Below are 15485 nucleotides of genomic sequence, written 5' to 3' on the forward strand. Positions count from 1 at the left end.
TATAAATGGAGGGGGAAACCCCTCCTGTCATTTCTCTAAACCCCACGATACGCCTCGTTACACCCCGCCAGTAGCCTCACCCACTTCAGGGACTTACACTACGCCCTCAACGGCTAACTGAATAACGCAGGAATACCATGAAAAAGCCACTTATCTGTCTGTGTGCAGGCGTGATGCTGTTTACCCTGGCAGGATGCACCACCGATTACGTCATGACGACGAAAAGCGGACAAACCATCACCACCCAGGGTAAGCCAAAACTGGATAAAGACACGGGAATGACCAGCTATACCGATCAGGATGGGAATGCGCGGGAAATTAACAGCAACGACGTTGCGCAGTTGATTGAAGCGAACTAAAAAAGAAGGCCTGAAGGGGTAACCTGTCAGGCCTTCTGCCGTTATGGCGCGGTGCGGTGGATTTCTGCAACGCGTTTACGAACGCCGAACCAGCCCGCAACCAGCAGGATAGCAATCAGCGGTAATGAGGCGATGGTATAGGTGCCGTTCGGATAATCAAACGCCATCAGCACCAGAACGCTCAGCAGGAACAGCAGCGTTAACCAGGAGGTAAATGGCGCGCCCGGCAGTTTAAAGCTGACGTCTGCCGTTTTGCCTTCTTTTATGGCCCGGCGCAGACGCATCTGACAGATCATGATAAATCCCCACGACGCAATAATGCCTAATGACGCGAAGTTCAACACGATCTCAAATACCTGCGACGGCACCAGATAGTTCAGGAAAACACCGACGACATACACGACCAGCGTGGCGAGGATCCCAGCCCAGGGCACCTGTTGACGACTCATTTTAGCCATAAATTTCGGCGCCGATCCGCCCATCGACATGGAACGTAAAATACGTCCGGTGCAGTACAACCCTGAATTAAGGCTGGAAAGCGCCGCGGTGAGCACCACAATATTCATGATACTGCCAATGTACGGCACGCCCAGTTTGGAAAAGAAAGTAACAAACGGACTTTGCCCCGCCTGATAGGCGTTCCATGGTAATAACAGAACCAGCAGTACGACAGAACCCACATAGAACAGACCAATACGCCAGATGACGCTATTGATCGCTTTCGGCACCATCGTTTGCGGATCTTTGCACTCACCGGCGGCTGTACCCACCAGTTCAATAGAGGCGAATGCGAAAACCACACCCTGTACCAGAACTAACGCAGGCAGCAGGCCATGCGGGAAGAATCCGCCGTTGTCGGTAATCAAATGAAAACCCGTGGCGTTACCGTCCAGCGGTTTTCCGGTGCCTAAAAAGACGGTACCCACTACAAGGAAAATGACAATTGCCAGCACTTTCACCAACGCAAACCAAAACTCCATCTCTGCGAACCATTTCACGCCGATCATGTTCATGGTGCCGACAATGGCCAGCGCGCCGAGAGCGAACACCCATTGCGGTACATCACCAAAGGCGCCCCAGTAGTGCATATACAACGCCACCGCGGTGATATCGACAATACCGGTCATTGCCCAGTTGATGAAGTACATCCAGCCCGCCACGTAGGCGGCCTTTTCGCCGAGAAACTCGCGGGCGTAGGAGACAAAACTGCCGCTGGAAGGGCGATGTAAAACCAGCTCGCCGAGCGCGCGCAGTATAAAGAACGAAAAAATACCACACACCAGATAGACCAGCGCCAGAGCGGGGCCGGCCATCTGCAAGCGTGCGCCAGCGCCTAAAAACAGCCCGGTACCAATTGCGCCACCAATGGCGATCATTTGTACCTGTCGATTGCCCATCGCTTTGTGATACCCCTCTTCGTGGGCATTCAACCAGCGTCGTTTCGCCGCATGTTGCTCCGCGGCTTGCGTGTTGTTTGTGTTCATTACGATTCCTGTTGACCTGACAAAATACAAAATCCTTTTTGCCGCACCAGTTGCGGCGAAAACAGCCTTACCCTTCATGGTGTTACGGAGTAAAACGGCCGGCCGAGCATCCTACATTCAATTGATCGGTTCCGCAAAGCCCCGATAACAAGAATTCAGCATTTTTATGCAGCCACAGCTGGTGCGGTGTGGCCTCGATTCAGCCAATAAAAGAGAAGGGTGTTAATACATGGAGAGGCGTGCGCTTATCGAGACATTTACCCGATAAGCGCTGCAACGTTATGCTGATACGCCAAAGACCTGAACGGCCTGCTGTAAGCGCGATGAACGCTGGGTCAGATCGGCGGTAGCGTCGGTGACGCGCTCCACCATCTCGGCATTATTGTGTGTCATGGCGCCAACGCGTGAAATCGAATCGTTAATCAGATCCAGCGCCTGGGTTTGCTCGCGCGTGGCCAGACTAATGTCTTTGATCATCATCGACATCTGCATTACATCGCCAATCATCCCGGTGAGATGCGTTTCCGTTTGCTCCACCATTTTGACGCCGCTGTTAACGTTAGCGACATTCTTCTCAATAAGCTGTTTAATCTCTTTTGCCGCCGACGCCGAGTGCTGCGCCAGATTGCGAACTTCTGCCGCGACAACGGCGAAGCCGCGCCCTGATTCCCCGGCTCGTGCGGCCTCAACCGCGGCATTGAGCGCCAGAATATTGGTCTGAAAGGCGATGCTGTCGATAACGCCAATGATGTCGACGATCTGTCCATTGTCACGCGATATCGCCTGCATCATGGCGATAGTTTGTTTCATGATATCGCCACCTTCTGCTGCGTTGGCGCTGGTTTTATCGGCCATCGTCATAGTATGTGCCGCGGTTTCAGCGGTTTGCTGTACCGCACTGCCAATTTCTTCGATGGCTGCAGCCGTTTGTTGCAGGTCGGCAGAGGTTTCTTCTGAACGCTTATGCAGCGCTGTACCTTCTTTTGATACCCGCTGACTGATAGCGCGAATACCGGTTATTTGCTTACTGACGTCATCGACCAGAGAATTCAGATTAAGCCCGGATTGATTAACCAGACGCATCAGCATTCCGATCTCATCCACCCGATTTAAATGATAGTTATCAGGTTTTCGCCCCGATACCACTTTCTTCATTTGCGTCAGTAGCGTATTAACTGGCTGACAAATTTGATACTTAAGGTAAATAGCAAGCATTAGAAATAAGAACAACAATCCACCCGCCTGAATAAATGGATTGACAGGGGCGAAGATAAATAACAAAGAGAACAGGGAGATTACCCCTAAAGAATAATTGACGCGCTGACCAATACTCAACCATTTAAACATTGATGCCCATGACAATATGCCGCGACGAATCATAATGCCCTTAAAAAGTTGAAATCCTTTAAGCTGCTGATTATTAATTTTTTGATATAAGCTTTCGCTTTGAGTTATTTCATCGCGCGAAGGAACGGTACGCACCGAGATGTAGCCAGTGAGCTTTTCATTGTGCCAGACCGGCGTAACGTTGGCGCGAACCCAGTAATGGTCGCCATTCTGCCGGCGATTTTTCACCATCCCTGTCCAGCTGTCTCCCTGCTGTAGCGTGTACCACATATCGGCGAAAGCAGCCGGAGGCATGTCGGGATGGCGAATAATATTATGCGGTTCGCCCATTAACTGATGTTCGTCAAATCCACTGGCATCAATAAAAGCAGAGTTGGCGTAGGTAATATGACTTTCTTTATCCGTCGTTGAAAGCAGCGTCGCTTTGCCGTTAAGTGTGTGCTCAATTTGTGTAACGGGCATGTTACTTTTCATAGAGGCCCCATGATGGTATGTATAATCCATACAAAAATCCCCGCAATAAAATCGGGGGATATTAAAAAGCTGTTTTAAACCGTTTTAATAAGAAACGCTGCATTCTCTACTAATCATCATTGCTGTGGAAGTATTTAAATTTAAAAAAACCAGGTGAACTATTCATTCAGCGTCATAAAAGTGAAACATTTAATACAACCGCATAACGTTGCAAGTCGTTTAACCTGACTTAACGTAAATCGCGCTAAAAAACGTTTTCGTAAAAAGAAAACTGGTATGAAATTATTTTGATGCTATTTCTGTGAAACCAGTAACCCTATTATATTTTGTAGGCCATAAAGTCCGGATGTGTTCCGCTGAGTGTTCCGACCAGTAAAGCAAGCCCCTGGTATTATCCCTGATGGCAACAGGGTTGGTTATCTACTTTTTAGCTGAACAAATGTGAATTAAATGTTTCTGTATGGTTATTCAATAAATTAATAATAAAGACATGTTAACAAGCATAGGCCCGTAACATGTCATATCGCCTGAGTATTCTGGATAAAAGCCCCATCGGGGAAGGTGAAACCGCCGCGATGGCGCTTGCCCGGACGTTACGTCTGGCGCAACTGGCAGAAGAGTGGGGATACCATCGTTTCTGGATCGCGGAACACCATAATACGCCACAGATGGCCAGTCCATCGCCGGAGTTGGTGATCGCCTGGATCCTCGGGCAAACCCAGCGTATCCGCGTAGGTTCCGGCGGCGTGATGTTGCAACATTACAGCCCGTACAAAGTGGCGGAAAACTTCAATCTTCTGGCATCACTGGCCCCTGGACGTGTCGATCTCGGCGTAGGGAAAGCCCCTGGCGGCTTACCGCTTTCGACCCAGGCGTTACAGCAGGGACTACATCAGGATGAAAAAGGCAGTTTTGCTGACCAGCTTTCCCAGCTTAACGACTGGCTGGTGCTGAGTGGAACGGAAAGTGGGGTAACGGTATTCCCAACGCCAATTCCACCGTTACCGCCGGAAGGATTTGTGCTGGGAGCCAGTGTGCAAAGCGCTCAATTAGCAGCGCAATCCGACTGGAATTTTATCTTCGCTGCGCACCTTAACGGTGACAGAGCGTTATTGCATGACGTTTTGTCTTTCTGGCAGGCCCACAGCACACGCCCGACGATAGTCGCCGTCCAGGTGATTGTGGCGGACAGTCACGACACCGCTGCGCAACTGGCGGAAAACGTACAAATCTGGGGCGTAGAGCTGGAAGATGGTCAACGTGTCACAGTAGCCAGCGAAGAACAGGCGCTGGCATTTGCCGCACAGGCTGGCAGTCCCCCACGCAAAATAGCGCGTCGTGAGCTGGCGTTGTTACACGGCACCGCTCAGGAAGTGATGGCAAAGTTGAATGCTCTGCATACGCAATTTGGTATTGACGAGTTCATTATCGACACGCCAGTGGCGGAAGGGCACGCGCGTCTGACATCGCTGCGTTTGTTGGCGCAAGCCCATAACGCCGTGGAGGTGCTCTGATGACCTTCGGCTCAACGCTTATCGACTGGCGTCGTGAATTACATCAGCATCCGGAGCTTTCCCTGCAGGAGGAAGCAACCACGGCGCGCATTCACGCCTGGTTGCGCGCAGCGGACGTCGACATTTTGCCGTTTGAGTTGAATACCGGTCTGGTCGCGGAAATCGGCCAGGGAGAAGATATCATCGCGCTGCGCGCGGATATCGATGCGCTACCAATTGAAGAAAGTGCCGATGTTCCGTTTCGCTCCCTCACGCCAGGTGTGATGCATGCCTGCGGGCACGATGTTCACACCAGCGTCATGCTTGGCGCTGCGCTGCTGCTTAAACAGCAGGAAACATATCTACCGGGGCGAGTACGTATTTTATTTCAGCCAGCTGAAGAGAGTTTCGGTGGCGCAAAAACGCTGATCCGCGCTGGTGCGCTACAAAACGTAGCGGCTATTTTTGGTATGCACAATGAGCCGGGTTTACCGGTGGGCGATTTTGCCACACGCGGCGGCGCATTTTATGCCAATGTCGACCGCTTCGTACTGCGCATTAATGGCAAAGGCGCACATGCGGCGCGTCCGCATGAAGGCAAAGATGCCATCCTGCTCGCCAGTCAACTGGTAACGGTGTTGCAAAGCGTTGCCAGTCGCGACGTTAACACGCTGGATTCAGTCGTACTAAGCGTAACCCGTATTCAGGGAGGAAATACATGGAACGTATTACCAGAGTCCGTTGAGCTGGAAGGGACGCTCAGAACGCACAGAACCCAGGTACAGCAGCAGGTTAAGGCCCGGGTTAATGACATCGCTGCCGGATTTGCTCACGCCTTTGGCGCACAAATCGACGTAATCTGGCATGCGGGACCGACTGCGTTGGTTAATGATGATCGTTGGGCCGGTATTGCCACCGCGGTGGCGAAACAGTCAGGTTATACCACCCACCATGCCGATCTGCATATGGGCGGGGAGGATTTTGCCGTCTACCTGCAAAATACGCCTGGCGCATTCGTCAGTATTGGCAGCGCCAGTGAATACGGATTACATCACCCGGGATTCAAACCGGACGAGCGTTTAATTGAACCTGCCGCGCATTATTTTGCGCAGTTAGCAAAAACGGCATTCGCACATCTTTAAGTTTACCTGTTGGGTAGGGGTTATTATGGCTGAAAATCGGCAACTACGGCTCGGCACTATTCTGCATGGCGCATCGGGAAATATGTCCGCATGGCGTCATCCAGCGGCTCAGGCCGATGCCAGTATTAATCTTGATTTTGTCAAAGAGACAGCGCTTATTGCGGAAAAAGGGAAGCTGGATTTTATTTTTGTCGCCGATGGCCTGTATATTAATGAAAAATCAATCCCGCACTTTTTAAATCGTTTTGAGCCGTTAACGGTATTATCCGCTTTGGCCAGCATCACCCAGAATCTGGGGCTGGTTGGCACGGTGTCCACCTCATACAGCGAGCCGTTTACGATCGCACGGCAGTTCGCCAGTCTGGACCACCTCAGTCAGGGGCGCGCAGGATGGAACGTGGTTACGTCGCCTCTGGAAGGATCGGCAAAAAACTATTCCCGTGCTCAGCATCCAGAGCATGCTCAGCGTTATCGTATTGCCGATGAATATTTACAGGTAGTGAAAGGATTGTGGGATTCCTGGGAAGACGATGCTTTTACCCGTAATAAAACAAGCGGGGAATTTTTTAATCCGCAAAAACTGCACACGCTTAACCATCATGGAGATTATTTCCAGGTCGCTGGGCCATTAAATATTGGGCGTACGCCACAAGGCCGTCCGATTATATTTCAGGCGGGCGCTTCAGCAGATGGCAAGAAATTAGCGGCGGAGCATGCTGATGCCATTTTTACCCATCAGGAGTCGCTGGCAGAGGCGAAAGCGTTCTATCAGGATGTAAAAAGCCAGCTGGAAAACGCCGGACGACATCCCGATCAACTGCATATATTCCAGGGCGTTAGCGTTATTGTTGGCGACAGCGCGGAAGACGTTGAGCAGCAGTATCAGACTACCGCTGCGCTGGTCTCTATTACCGACGCACTGAACTACCTTGGTCGCTACTTTGAACATCATGATTTTACCCAATATCCGCTGGATGCACCGTTCCCGGATCTGGGCTCTCTCGGGCAAAACAGCTTTCGCAGTACGACTGATGAGATCAAACGCACTGCGCGTGAGCGTGGCTTAACTCTCCGCCAGGTTGCACTGGAGGCGGCCAGCCCACGTCCGCGCTTCAGCGGCACGCCGCAACAGGTTGCCGACGGTCTGCAGCAGTGGTTCGACGAAAAAGCCGCTGACGGTTTTATCATCCAGGGCGGAACGCCGGATACCTTCCCGCGGTTTGTCGAACAGGTTGTCCCCGAGCTTCAGGCGCGCGGCCTGTTCCGCCATGAATATCCCGGTACGACCCTGCGCGCAAGTCTGGGATTAGCGACACCTGCAAATCAATTCACACAATAAGAGAAAACGCTATGCAGAAAAAATCAGTATTCCTCGCGCTGTCACTGGCTTTCAGCGCTACCGTCTGGGCAAATGAGGTAACGATCAACGGCACGGGCGTAAGCCTGGAAGCGAATAAAGCGCCGATTAATACGGTAAAAAATCCGCAGGCGATTGCACAGTTGCCAGCAAACCTGCACCTGGCCGTACCGGGCAAATTCACCGTGGCGATTGCCGGGCTCAGCCAGCCGCCGCTGACCGTCTTTGCCGATGACAATAAAACGCTGATCGGCAGCGAGGCGGACATCGCGCGTCTGGTGGCAGACAGTCTGGGGCTGGAGCTCAACGTTGTACCCACGTCATGGGAAGACTGGCCGCTGGGCGTCACTTCCGGCAAATACGATGCCGCGATCAGCAATATTACCGTCACCAAAGCGCGCAAAGAGAAATTCGATTTCGCGACGTACCGGAAAGACTCTCTTGGCTTTTATGTCAAAACCGGCAGCAAGCTGAAGAAAATCGATCAGGCGGAAGATATCGCCGGTCTGCGCATCATCGTCGGTTCGGGGACGAACCAGGAAGCCATCCTGCTCGCCTGGAACGATGAGAACGTGAAGAAAGGGTTGCAGCCGTTTACGCCGGTGTATACCAAAGACGATGCCGCGCAAACCCTGGCACTGCAGTCGGGCCGTGCCGATGCCTACTTCGGGCCCAACGTTATTGGCGCGTGGAAAGCCGCGCTCAACGGTAAAACACAATTAGTGGGTAGCGTTGATGGCGGTTGGCCAAAAGCGGCGCATATTGCCGTGACGCTGAAAAAGGACAGCGGTCTGGTTTTGCCAGTACAAACTGCCCTCAACGGGGTCATTGGCAACGGCGACTATGACAAGGTTCTGAATCGCTGGGGTGAAGGGGTGGAACGTATTCCGCAATCTGAAATAAACCCGGCCGGTTTAGGCGACTAAGGAGGTCATCGTGAGCGATAAATTTCGCGTGGTCTCACCTGAAGCCAGCGAACTGCAGCCAATTTTGAACGGTCTGTTCGGTGAATATGCCGCCCGCTATGGCGATTATTTTTCTCGCGACGCTGAAGTAGAACTGACGGAATGGTATCTGGCGCCTCAGGGACTTTTCGTGGTACTGGAGCGCCGCGGTGAGATTATCGCCACCGGAGCTTACAAACCTTACGACAAGGACACCGCTGAGATTAAGCGCATCTGGACGAAAAGCAGCCTGCGTCAGCAGGGGTTGGCGGCGCGTGTGGTGCAGGAGCTGGAACGCCGGGCGCTGCTCGCGGGCTACAGCCGGATTTATCTGACCACGGGATTTCGCCAGCCGGAAGCCGTCCGGCTTTACTTAAGTCAGGGCTACGATCCGCAATTTGATACGACGCGCGATCCCGAAGAGTACAGCCTGCCGCCGTTTGATGGCCGGCTGCGCTTTACCAAACTGTTAACTATCGCCGGTCAGGCCAGAATCGCCTGAGGAGAGAAGATGAAAACGACGGATAGCATTAAAGTCGTACCGGCGCGTTATCCCATGCGCACCGTTGGCGCGGTCATTGCTTTGTTTGTACTGGCGGTGATTATCCAGTCTGTGGCGTTTAATCCGCGCTGGGAATGGGGCGTGTTTGCCCGCTGGTTCTTTGATCCGGTTATCTTGTCCGGCCTCGGGCAAACGCTGTTACTGACGCTTATCGGGACGCTGTTGAGTATTCTTATCGGCGGTCTGTTGGCGCTGGCACGGCTTTCATCTTCCTGGCTGTTGAACTTTCTGGCATGGGGATACATCTGGCTGTTTCGTTCGTTACCGCTGATTGTGGTGCTGATCGTTTTATACAACTTCTCCTATCTGTACGACACGCTGGCGATTGGTATTCCGTTTACGCCCATTCAGTGGGGAAGTTTTGAGACCATCAATGTGCTCGGCCAGTTTTCCACTGCGGTGATTGGCCTGACACTGGTGCAAAGCGCCTATACCGCTGAAATTATTCGGGGTGGATTTTTAGGGGTCGATCACGGTCAGTATGAGGCAGCGGCAGCGCTGGGTTTACCGGCATGGCGACGTACGCTGCGGATTATTCTGCCGCAGGCGCTGCGCACCATTTTGCCTGCTGGATTCAATGAAATCATCAGTCTGGCAAAAGGGACTGCGATGGTATACGTGCTGGCAATGCCGGAGCTGTTCTATACCATCCAGATGATCTACAACCGCACGCAGGAAGTGATCCCGCTGCTGATGGTGGGCGCGGTATGGTATCTGGTGATCACCAGCATTTTGTCGCTAATTCAGCACCTGGTCGAACGCGCGCTGGCGCGCAGCGAACGACGTTCAGCCATCAATACTGCCCGGGTGAGTCGTGCAGAAAAACGCAGTCGTCAACATCCACAGCAGGAGGCCGTCCATGTCCCACTCGCCTGAAGGCCATATTTCCATTACCGGCGTCAGCAAATACTTTGGCCGCCACAAAGCATTGGATAATGTGTCGCTGGAGATCCCTCCTGGTACGGTAACGGTCATTCTCGGGCCGTCCGGTTCAGGGAAATCCACACTCCTGCGGACCATCAACCATCTGGAACGCGTCGATGAGGGATTTATTCAAATCGATGGTGATTACATTGGCTATCGTCGGCAGGGAGACACGCTGTATGAGCTGAAAGAGGCGGAAATTTTGCGCCAGCGCGTTAACGTCGGCTATGTGTTCCAGAATTTTAATCTGTTCCCGCACTTAACCGTGCTGGAGAATTTGATTGAAGCGCCCATTGCGCACGGTCTGGCATCGCGAAAAGCCGCCACCGAGCGAGCATTAACTCTGCTTGATGCGGTAGGACTGCGGAATAAAGCCGATGCCTGGTCGCGACATCTGTCCGGCGGTCAGCAGCAGCGGATCGCTATTGCCCGTGCGCTGGCGCTAAATCCGCGCGTTATGCTGTTTGATGAACCGACATCTGCGCTGGATCCTGAACTGGTCGGTGAAGTGCTGGATGTCATTAAAGCACTGGCACAGTCGGGAACCACGTTGGTTGTGGTGACGCACGAGATTGGCTTCGCCCGGGAAGTCGCGGATCAGGTGGTGTTTATGGTCGATGGCAAAATCGTCGAGCAGGGCAGCAGCGAGCAGGTGTTGAATCATCCGCGCCACACACGTACCCAGCAGTTCTTGTCGAAAGTGCTGTGAGTTTCAGGGAAAGATGGGCATGTCTGCATAGGATGTCGAATGCTGCTCTACACTTAGGGTTTTAACTTTGTGGGGTGCAGCATGATTAAGGTCTATGGGGTACCGGGCTGGGGATCGGCCATCAGTGAAGTGATGCTCACACTGGCGGATATCCCTTACCGCTTTATTGATGTGGACGGTTTTGACAGCGATGGTCCTTCGCGGGAGTTGCTTAAAACAATGAATCCGCTATGCCAGGTGCCCACACTAATACTGGAAAATGGCAGCGTGATGACGGAAACGGCGGCGATCGCGCTGATGATCCTCGATCGTTGTCCAGCACTTTCACCACCCGTTGGTCACCCTGAGCGCCAGCAGTTTCAGCGTCTGTTGATATGGCTGGTGGCAAATGTCTATCCCACGTTTACCTATGCCGATTACCCACAACGCTGGGCACCGGACGCCCCGGCGCAGTTGAAAAAGAACTGTATTGAGTACCGTAAATCGCTTTATATATGGCTGAACGACCAGCTAAGCGCCGAGCCGTACGCGTTCGGGGAGCAGTTAACGCTGCTGGACGTTTATATTGCCGTTATGCGCACCTGGGGACCGGGTCATGACTGGTTTCAGGACAACACGCCGAATATTAGCGCTATCGCCGATGCGGTTTGTCAGCACCCACGGCTGCGTACTGTACTGAAAAACAATAAGATTATTTAAATAAAAAAAACGCTGTTCCGCAGGAGTGCAATTCCCGGAACAGCGGGCGGACTATCGCCATAAGTTTAAATTACGCAACAGAAGGGGTGAGCGTAATACGATCCAACGGACCCACGATAAACAGATAGGAAACCAGGCCGATCAGCCCCATCGAGCCGACATACAGGATGGCGTAATCAAAGGACTGGGTATTCGCCAGAATGACGCCGATCACCAGTGGTGTGATGATACTGGCCATATTGCCGCACATATTGAATACGCCTCCTGCAATGCCAAGCACTTCTTTTGGTGAGGTATCGCTGAGAACGCACCATCCCAGATTGCCAAAGCCTTTGGCGAAGAACGCCAGACTCATCGCAGCGATAACCACAAATTCTGACGATGTGTAATTCGCGATAACGATGACGCAGGAAAGCAACATCCCACAGATAACCGGCAGCTTACGGGCAATTGTCAGGCTGTAGCCGCGTTTTAAAAGCCAGTCGGAGAAAACGCCACCCAACAATCCACCGATAAAACCGGCAATGGCAGGGATACTGGCGACAAATCCCACTTTAAGGATCGACATGCCTTTAGCCTGATACAGATAGGTAGGAAACCAGGTCAGGAAAAACCAGGTGATTGACGTCACGCAGAACTGTCCAATATAAACGCCAATCATCATGCGGTTGACGCAGACGCTTTTAATTTGCGCAAAGGTAATTTTCTGTGGCTCTTTTTTATTACCCAGCGACGGTTCGCCACCGCCTTCCCTGATATAGTCAATTTCCTGCTGGTTTACCTTCGGGTGATGCATAGGGTCTCTGACCTTCACCAGCCAGAAAATGCCAAGAATAACGCCAATCGCCCCAATGTAATAAAAAACAAAGTGCCAACTTAGATTATGCAAAATAATCGTCATTAACGGCGTAATAATCCCTAACGAGATATATTGTGCGGCCTGATAGACAGAGGTAACAAAGCCCCGTTCGTTATTAGGAAACCACTGCACGCTTAATCGGCTGTTGGCTGGAAAGGCTGGAGCTTCAATCGCCCCCATCAGTAGTCGTAAGATAATCAATACGACAAGTGGGCTGGCGTACAGATAAATGGTGCCCTGAAACATCGTTACCAGCGACCAGCCAATCAATGCGCAGCCGTATACCAGACGAGAACCATAGCGATCCAGGAGCCAGCCGCCGGGCAGTTGCATAATGACATAAGAAATACCGAAGGCAGAAAAGGCCAGCCCCATTGCTTCAGGATCAAAACCTAATTCTTTGCTCATAATCGGAGCCACGACGGATAATGTCGCGCGATCGGCGTAATTAAATACGGTAGCAAGAAACAGAAATATCAGAATGCCGTAACGCACTTTTGTACGCTTTATTATTGTGTTCATCACCCACTCCTTTCATAAGGTTGAGAGCGTTTCTGTAGGGAAGAGGGCGGGTATTACTTACCCGCCAAATAAATTAAGGACGTTTACCAAACTCGTAGGTCAATTGTGTCCAGCGGCGCGTCTGCTCGCTGATGCTAAACCCCAGGCCGTGACGGTCGGAAACCCACATCCGGCCATCACGCAACTCAAGCTGTTCATTAAATAACGGGTTCAGCCATTCAAAATGTTCCAACCATGGCTCAAGGGGATACGCTGCGGACAGATGCAGGTGAACTTCCATGGCGAAGTGCGGAGCCAGTTTGCGTCCGTGTTTCGCCGCCAGGTCCATAATTTTCAGGAACGGTGAAATTCCCCCCACACGCGGAGCATCGGGCTGCACATAATCGCTGGCATTTCCGAGGATCAACTGTTCATGTTCGCGGAAGCTGGTCAACATTTCACCGGTGGCAATCGGGGTATCAAGCGCGGCGGCCAGTTGGGCGTGACCTTCAACGTCGTAGGCGTCCAGAGGCTCTTCAATCCAGATCAGATTGAACTGCTCCATTTTACGTCCCATACGGATGGCGGTTTCCCGGTCCCACTGCTGATTGGCATCGACCATCAGCGGGAAGTCATCACCCAGCGCTTCACGCACCGCGGTTAAGCGACGAATATCCTCAGCGCAGTTTGGTTGACCAACCTTGAGCTTGATACCGCCAATGCCGTTTTCACGGGAAATAACCACGTTTTTAAGCACCTGATCCAGCGGGGTATGCAGGAATCCACCGGAGGTGTTGTAGCACTGCACGGAGTCCCGATGCGAACCCAGCAGTTTTGCCAGCGGCAACCCTGCACGCTTGGCCTTCATATCCCACAAGGCGATATCGATAGGGGAGATTGCCTGAACCGCCATGCCGCTACGTCCCACGGAGGCGCCAGCCCACAACAGCTTGGTGTAGATCTTGTCGATATCGTTTGGGTCTTCGCCTAACAGGTTATCGGCAATTTCTTTGGCATGCGCATAGATCCCCTGACCGCCAGCCCGCTTTGAGTAACTGAATCCAACGCCTTCAAACCCGTCACGGCTGCGGATCTCGGCGATGATAATGGCGACTTCGGTTAGAGGTTTCTGACGACCGGTCAGCACTTTGGCATCGCTTACTGGTGTTGCCAGGGGAAGGAAAGCGAGGGATAGCTTAACCCATTCGATCCGATCGCCGGTTTCTGCCGCGGTTTTTGCATTGGCCGATTTGGCATAGGTCACGGCATCAGAATTGGCACTTAAAGACATAATGTTCTCTCCTGGTTATGACAAATGATTGCGCTATCATTTTTAATATTAGCGCAATCACTGCGCCAGTGAATTGACTGCGATTTGAACAATCGCTCACAAATACTGAGAGAAAAGGGTGGTAAATTATAAACGACGTCACATTCCAATACTTTATGGAGAAATGCACAAATCGTTGTGATTGCGCTATCATTTTGAGCGGCGATAATTAACTAAGCTGCTGTTTTCCCTGCATTATCACCGAGCGACGCTGGCAATAGCCCAAATCATGATGAATAATGCCAGGATACATCGGCGATTTTTGACAAGGGCATCGACAGTGAAAAACTCCAGACCTCCGCGCGCGCCCACGCTGGAAGATGTTGCCCGTACCGCGGGATTGTCACCCATGACGGTGAGCAGGGCGTTGAATACCCCGCAGTTGGTGCGCCCGAAAACGGTGGAAAAAGTAATGCAAGCGGTACGCGCCACCGGCTATATTCCCAACGCGCTGGCCGGCGGACTGGCGTCACGACGCAGTAAGCTTATCGCCGTGGTGGTCCCGCAAATTAATAACAATATGTTTGTCGATACCATCCAGTCATTGAGCGATGAACTGGCTGAACGCGGATACCACATCTTACTCTGTGTGTCGGGTTATACGCCGCAAACAGAGGCTGAGCTGGTGGCGACACTGCTTTCTCGCCGCCCGGATGGCGTACTGCTCACCGGCATTCATCATACCGCCGAACTGAAAAAGGTGATTCTTAATGCAGCCATTCCGGTCGTGGAGATCTGGGATTTAACGCCAACACCTATTGATATGCTGGTCGGATTTTCGCATGAAAAAGTCGGGATGGCGGTGGCAGATTATTTGCTGGAAAAAGGCTATCGCCGTCCTGGCTTGCTATGGACAGCCGATCGTCGGGCAGGCCAGCGTAAACAAGGACTGTGCGATGCGCTGAGTCGTCATGGTATTGCCGCTGAGGCTCAGGTGGATGTCCCGCTACCTGCCTCTCTGGCATTGGGGCGCAGCGGATTAGCTCAACTATTGGCTGAAGGCGCTTTTGATGTCATTGTCTGTAGCTCAGATACGCTAGCCCAGGGGGCGATCATGGAAGCCGAAAGTCGTGGTCTACGCGTGCCGCAGGAGTTAGCGGTTATCGGTTTTGGCGATCTCGATTTTGCTGCCAGTAACCGACCAGCCATCACCACCGTCAGCGTCGACCGACGGGCCATTGGACAACGTGCCGCCTCTCTGCTTGCCGATCGTATCGAACAAATTCCGCGTGAAGACGATATTATTGATGTCGGATTTCACCTGGTTGAACGAGAGTCCGCATAAGTTACCTGCATCCCAA

At 52.3% G+C, this 15485-nt stretch carries 14 protein-coding genes; 10 read left to right on the forward strand and 4 right to left on the reverse strand.

Annotated features, from left to right (window positions below; all coding sequences use genetic code 11):
- The first annotated feature begins 137 nt into the window (after positions 1-137).
- The gene (locus OGV80_RS09635; protein WP_043016274.1) at positions 138-359 is read left to right on the forward strand and encodes a YgdI/YgdR family lipoprotein; all 222 of its coding nucleotides are present in this window, start codon (positions 138-140) and stop codon (positions 357-359) included.
- A 41-nt stretch (positions 360-400) separates the two neighbouring features.
- On the opposite strand, the gene ansP is transcribed toward OGV80_RS09635, so the two are convergent.
- Positions 401-1843: an L-asparagine permease gene (gene ansP, locus OGV80_RS09640; protein WP_047411154.1), complete on the reverse strand. Its 1443-nt coding sequence runs from the start codon at positions 1841-1843 to the stop codon at positions 401-403.
- 279 nt (positions 1844-2122) lie between these two features.
- Positions 2123-3664, reverse strand: a complete 1542-nt coding sequence (locus tag OGV80_RS09645; protein WP_286514680.1) for a methyl-accepting chemotaxis protein — start codon at positions 3662-3664, stop codon at positions 2123-2125.
- A 515-nt stretch (positions 3665-4179) separates the two neighbouring features.
- Between OGV80_RS09645 and OGV80_RS09650 the strand changes: the two genes are divergently transcribed.
- From OGV80_RS09650 to OGV80_RS09680, 8 genes are all read left to right on the forward strand, one after another.
- Entirely contained in the window at positions 4180-5178 is a 999-nt protein-coding gene (locus OGV80_RS09650) for an MsnO8 family LLM class oxidoreductase (RefSeq protein ID WP_286514681.1), read from the forward strand.
- Positions 5178-6299 (forward strand): amidohydrolase, encoded by a 1122-nt coding sequence (locus tag OGV80_RS09655; protein ID WP_286514683.1) that lies wholly within the window; start codon positions 5178-5180, stop codon positions 6297-6299. Before OGV80_RS09650 ends, OGV80_RS09655 begins: the two co-directional genes overlap by 1 nt.
- Before the next feature lie 25 nt (positions 6300-6324).
- Entirely contained in the window at positions 6325-7638 is a 1314-nt protein-coding gene (locus OGV80_RS24495; RefSeq protein WP_502873994.1) for an LLM class flavin-dependent oxidoreductase, read from the forward strand.
- An 11-nt stretch (positions 7639-7649) separates the two neighbouring features.
- Positions 7650-8582 carry an ABC transporter substrate-binding protein gene (locus tag OGV80_RS24500; RefSeq protein ID WP_087053348.1) on the forward strand — a complete coding sequence of 311 codons (933 nt, stop codon included), beginning with the start codon at positions 7650-7652 and terminating at the stop codon, positions 8580-8582.
- A 10-nt stretch (positions 8583-8592) separates the two neighbouring features.
- Positions 8593-9102, forward strand: coding sequence for a GNAT family N-acetyltransferase (locus OGV80_RS09665; protein WP_075146187.1), 510 nt, complete (start codon positions 8593-8595; stop codon positions 9100-9102).
- Between the two features lie 9 nt (positions 9103-9111).
- Positions 9112-10038, forward strand: coding sequence for an amino acid ABC transporter permease (locus tag OGV80_RS09670; protein ID WP_286514688.1), 927 nt, complete (start codon positions 9112-9114; stop codon positions 10036-10038).
- Positions 10022-10795, forward strand: coding sequence for an amino acid ABC transporter ATP-binding protein (locus OGV80_RS09675; RefSeq protein ID WP_043016283.1), 774 nt, complete (start codon positions 10022-10024; stop codon positions 10793-10795). Before OGV80_RS09670 ends, OGV80_RS09675 begins: the two co-directional genes overlap by 17 nt.
- An 81-nt stretch (positions 10796-10876) precedes the next feature.
- Complete coding sequence (locus tag OGV80_RS09680) at positions 10877-11494, forward strand: glutathione S-transferase family protein (protein ID WP_286514690.1); 618 nt, start codon at positions 10877-10879, stop codon at positions 11492-11494.
- A gap of 70 nt (positions 11495-11564) precedes the next feature.
- Here the strand turns inward: OGV80_RS09680 and OGV80_RS09685 are convergent, their stop codons facing one another.
- Together OGV80_RS09685 and OGV80_RS09690 are read right to left on the reverse strand one after the other, a co-directional pair.
- Positions 11565-12875, reverse strand: a complete 1311-nt coding sequence (locus OGV80_RS09685; protein WP_043016285.1) for an MFS transporter — start codon at positions 12873-12875, stop codon at positions 11565-11567.
- A 73-nt stretch (positions 12876-12948) separates the two neighbouring features.
- Positions 12949-14145, reverse strand: coding sequence for an L-talarate/galactarate dehydratase (locus OGV80_RS09690; protein WP_286514693.1), 1197 nt, complete (start codon positions 14143-14145; stop codon positions 12949-12951).
- 271 nt (positions 14146-14416) lie between these two features.
- Here OGV80_RS09690 and OGV80_RS09695 point away from each other — a divergent pair, with 271 nt between their 5' ends.
- Positions 14417-15469, forward strand: a complete 1053-nt coding sequence (locus OGV80_RS09695) for a LacI family DNA-binding transcriptional regulator (protein WP_370638287.1) — start codon at positions 14417-14419, stop codon at positions 15467-15469.
- Positions 15470-15485: the final 16 nt, after the last annotated feature.

Source organism: Citrobacter sp. Ce119 (assembly GCF_030334525.1).
In the GTDB taxonomy this organism is placed as follows: Bacteria; Pseudomonadota; Gammaproteobacteria; order Enterobacterales; family Enterobacteriaceae; genus Citrobacter; species Citrobacter europaeus.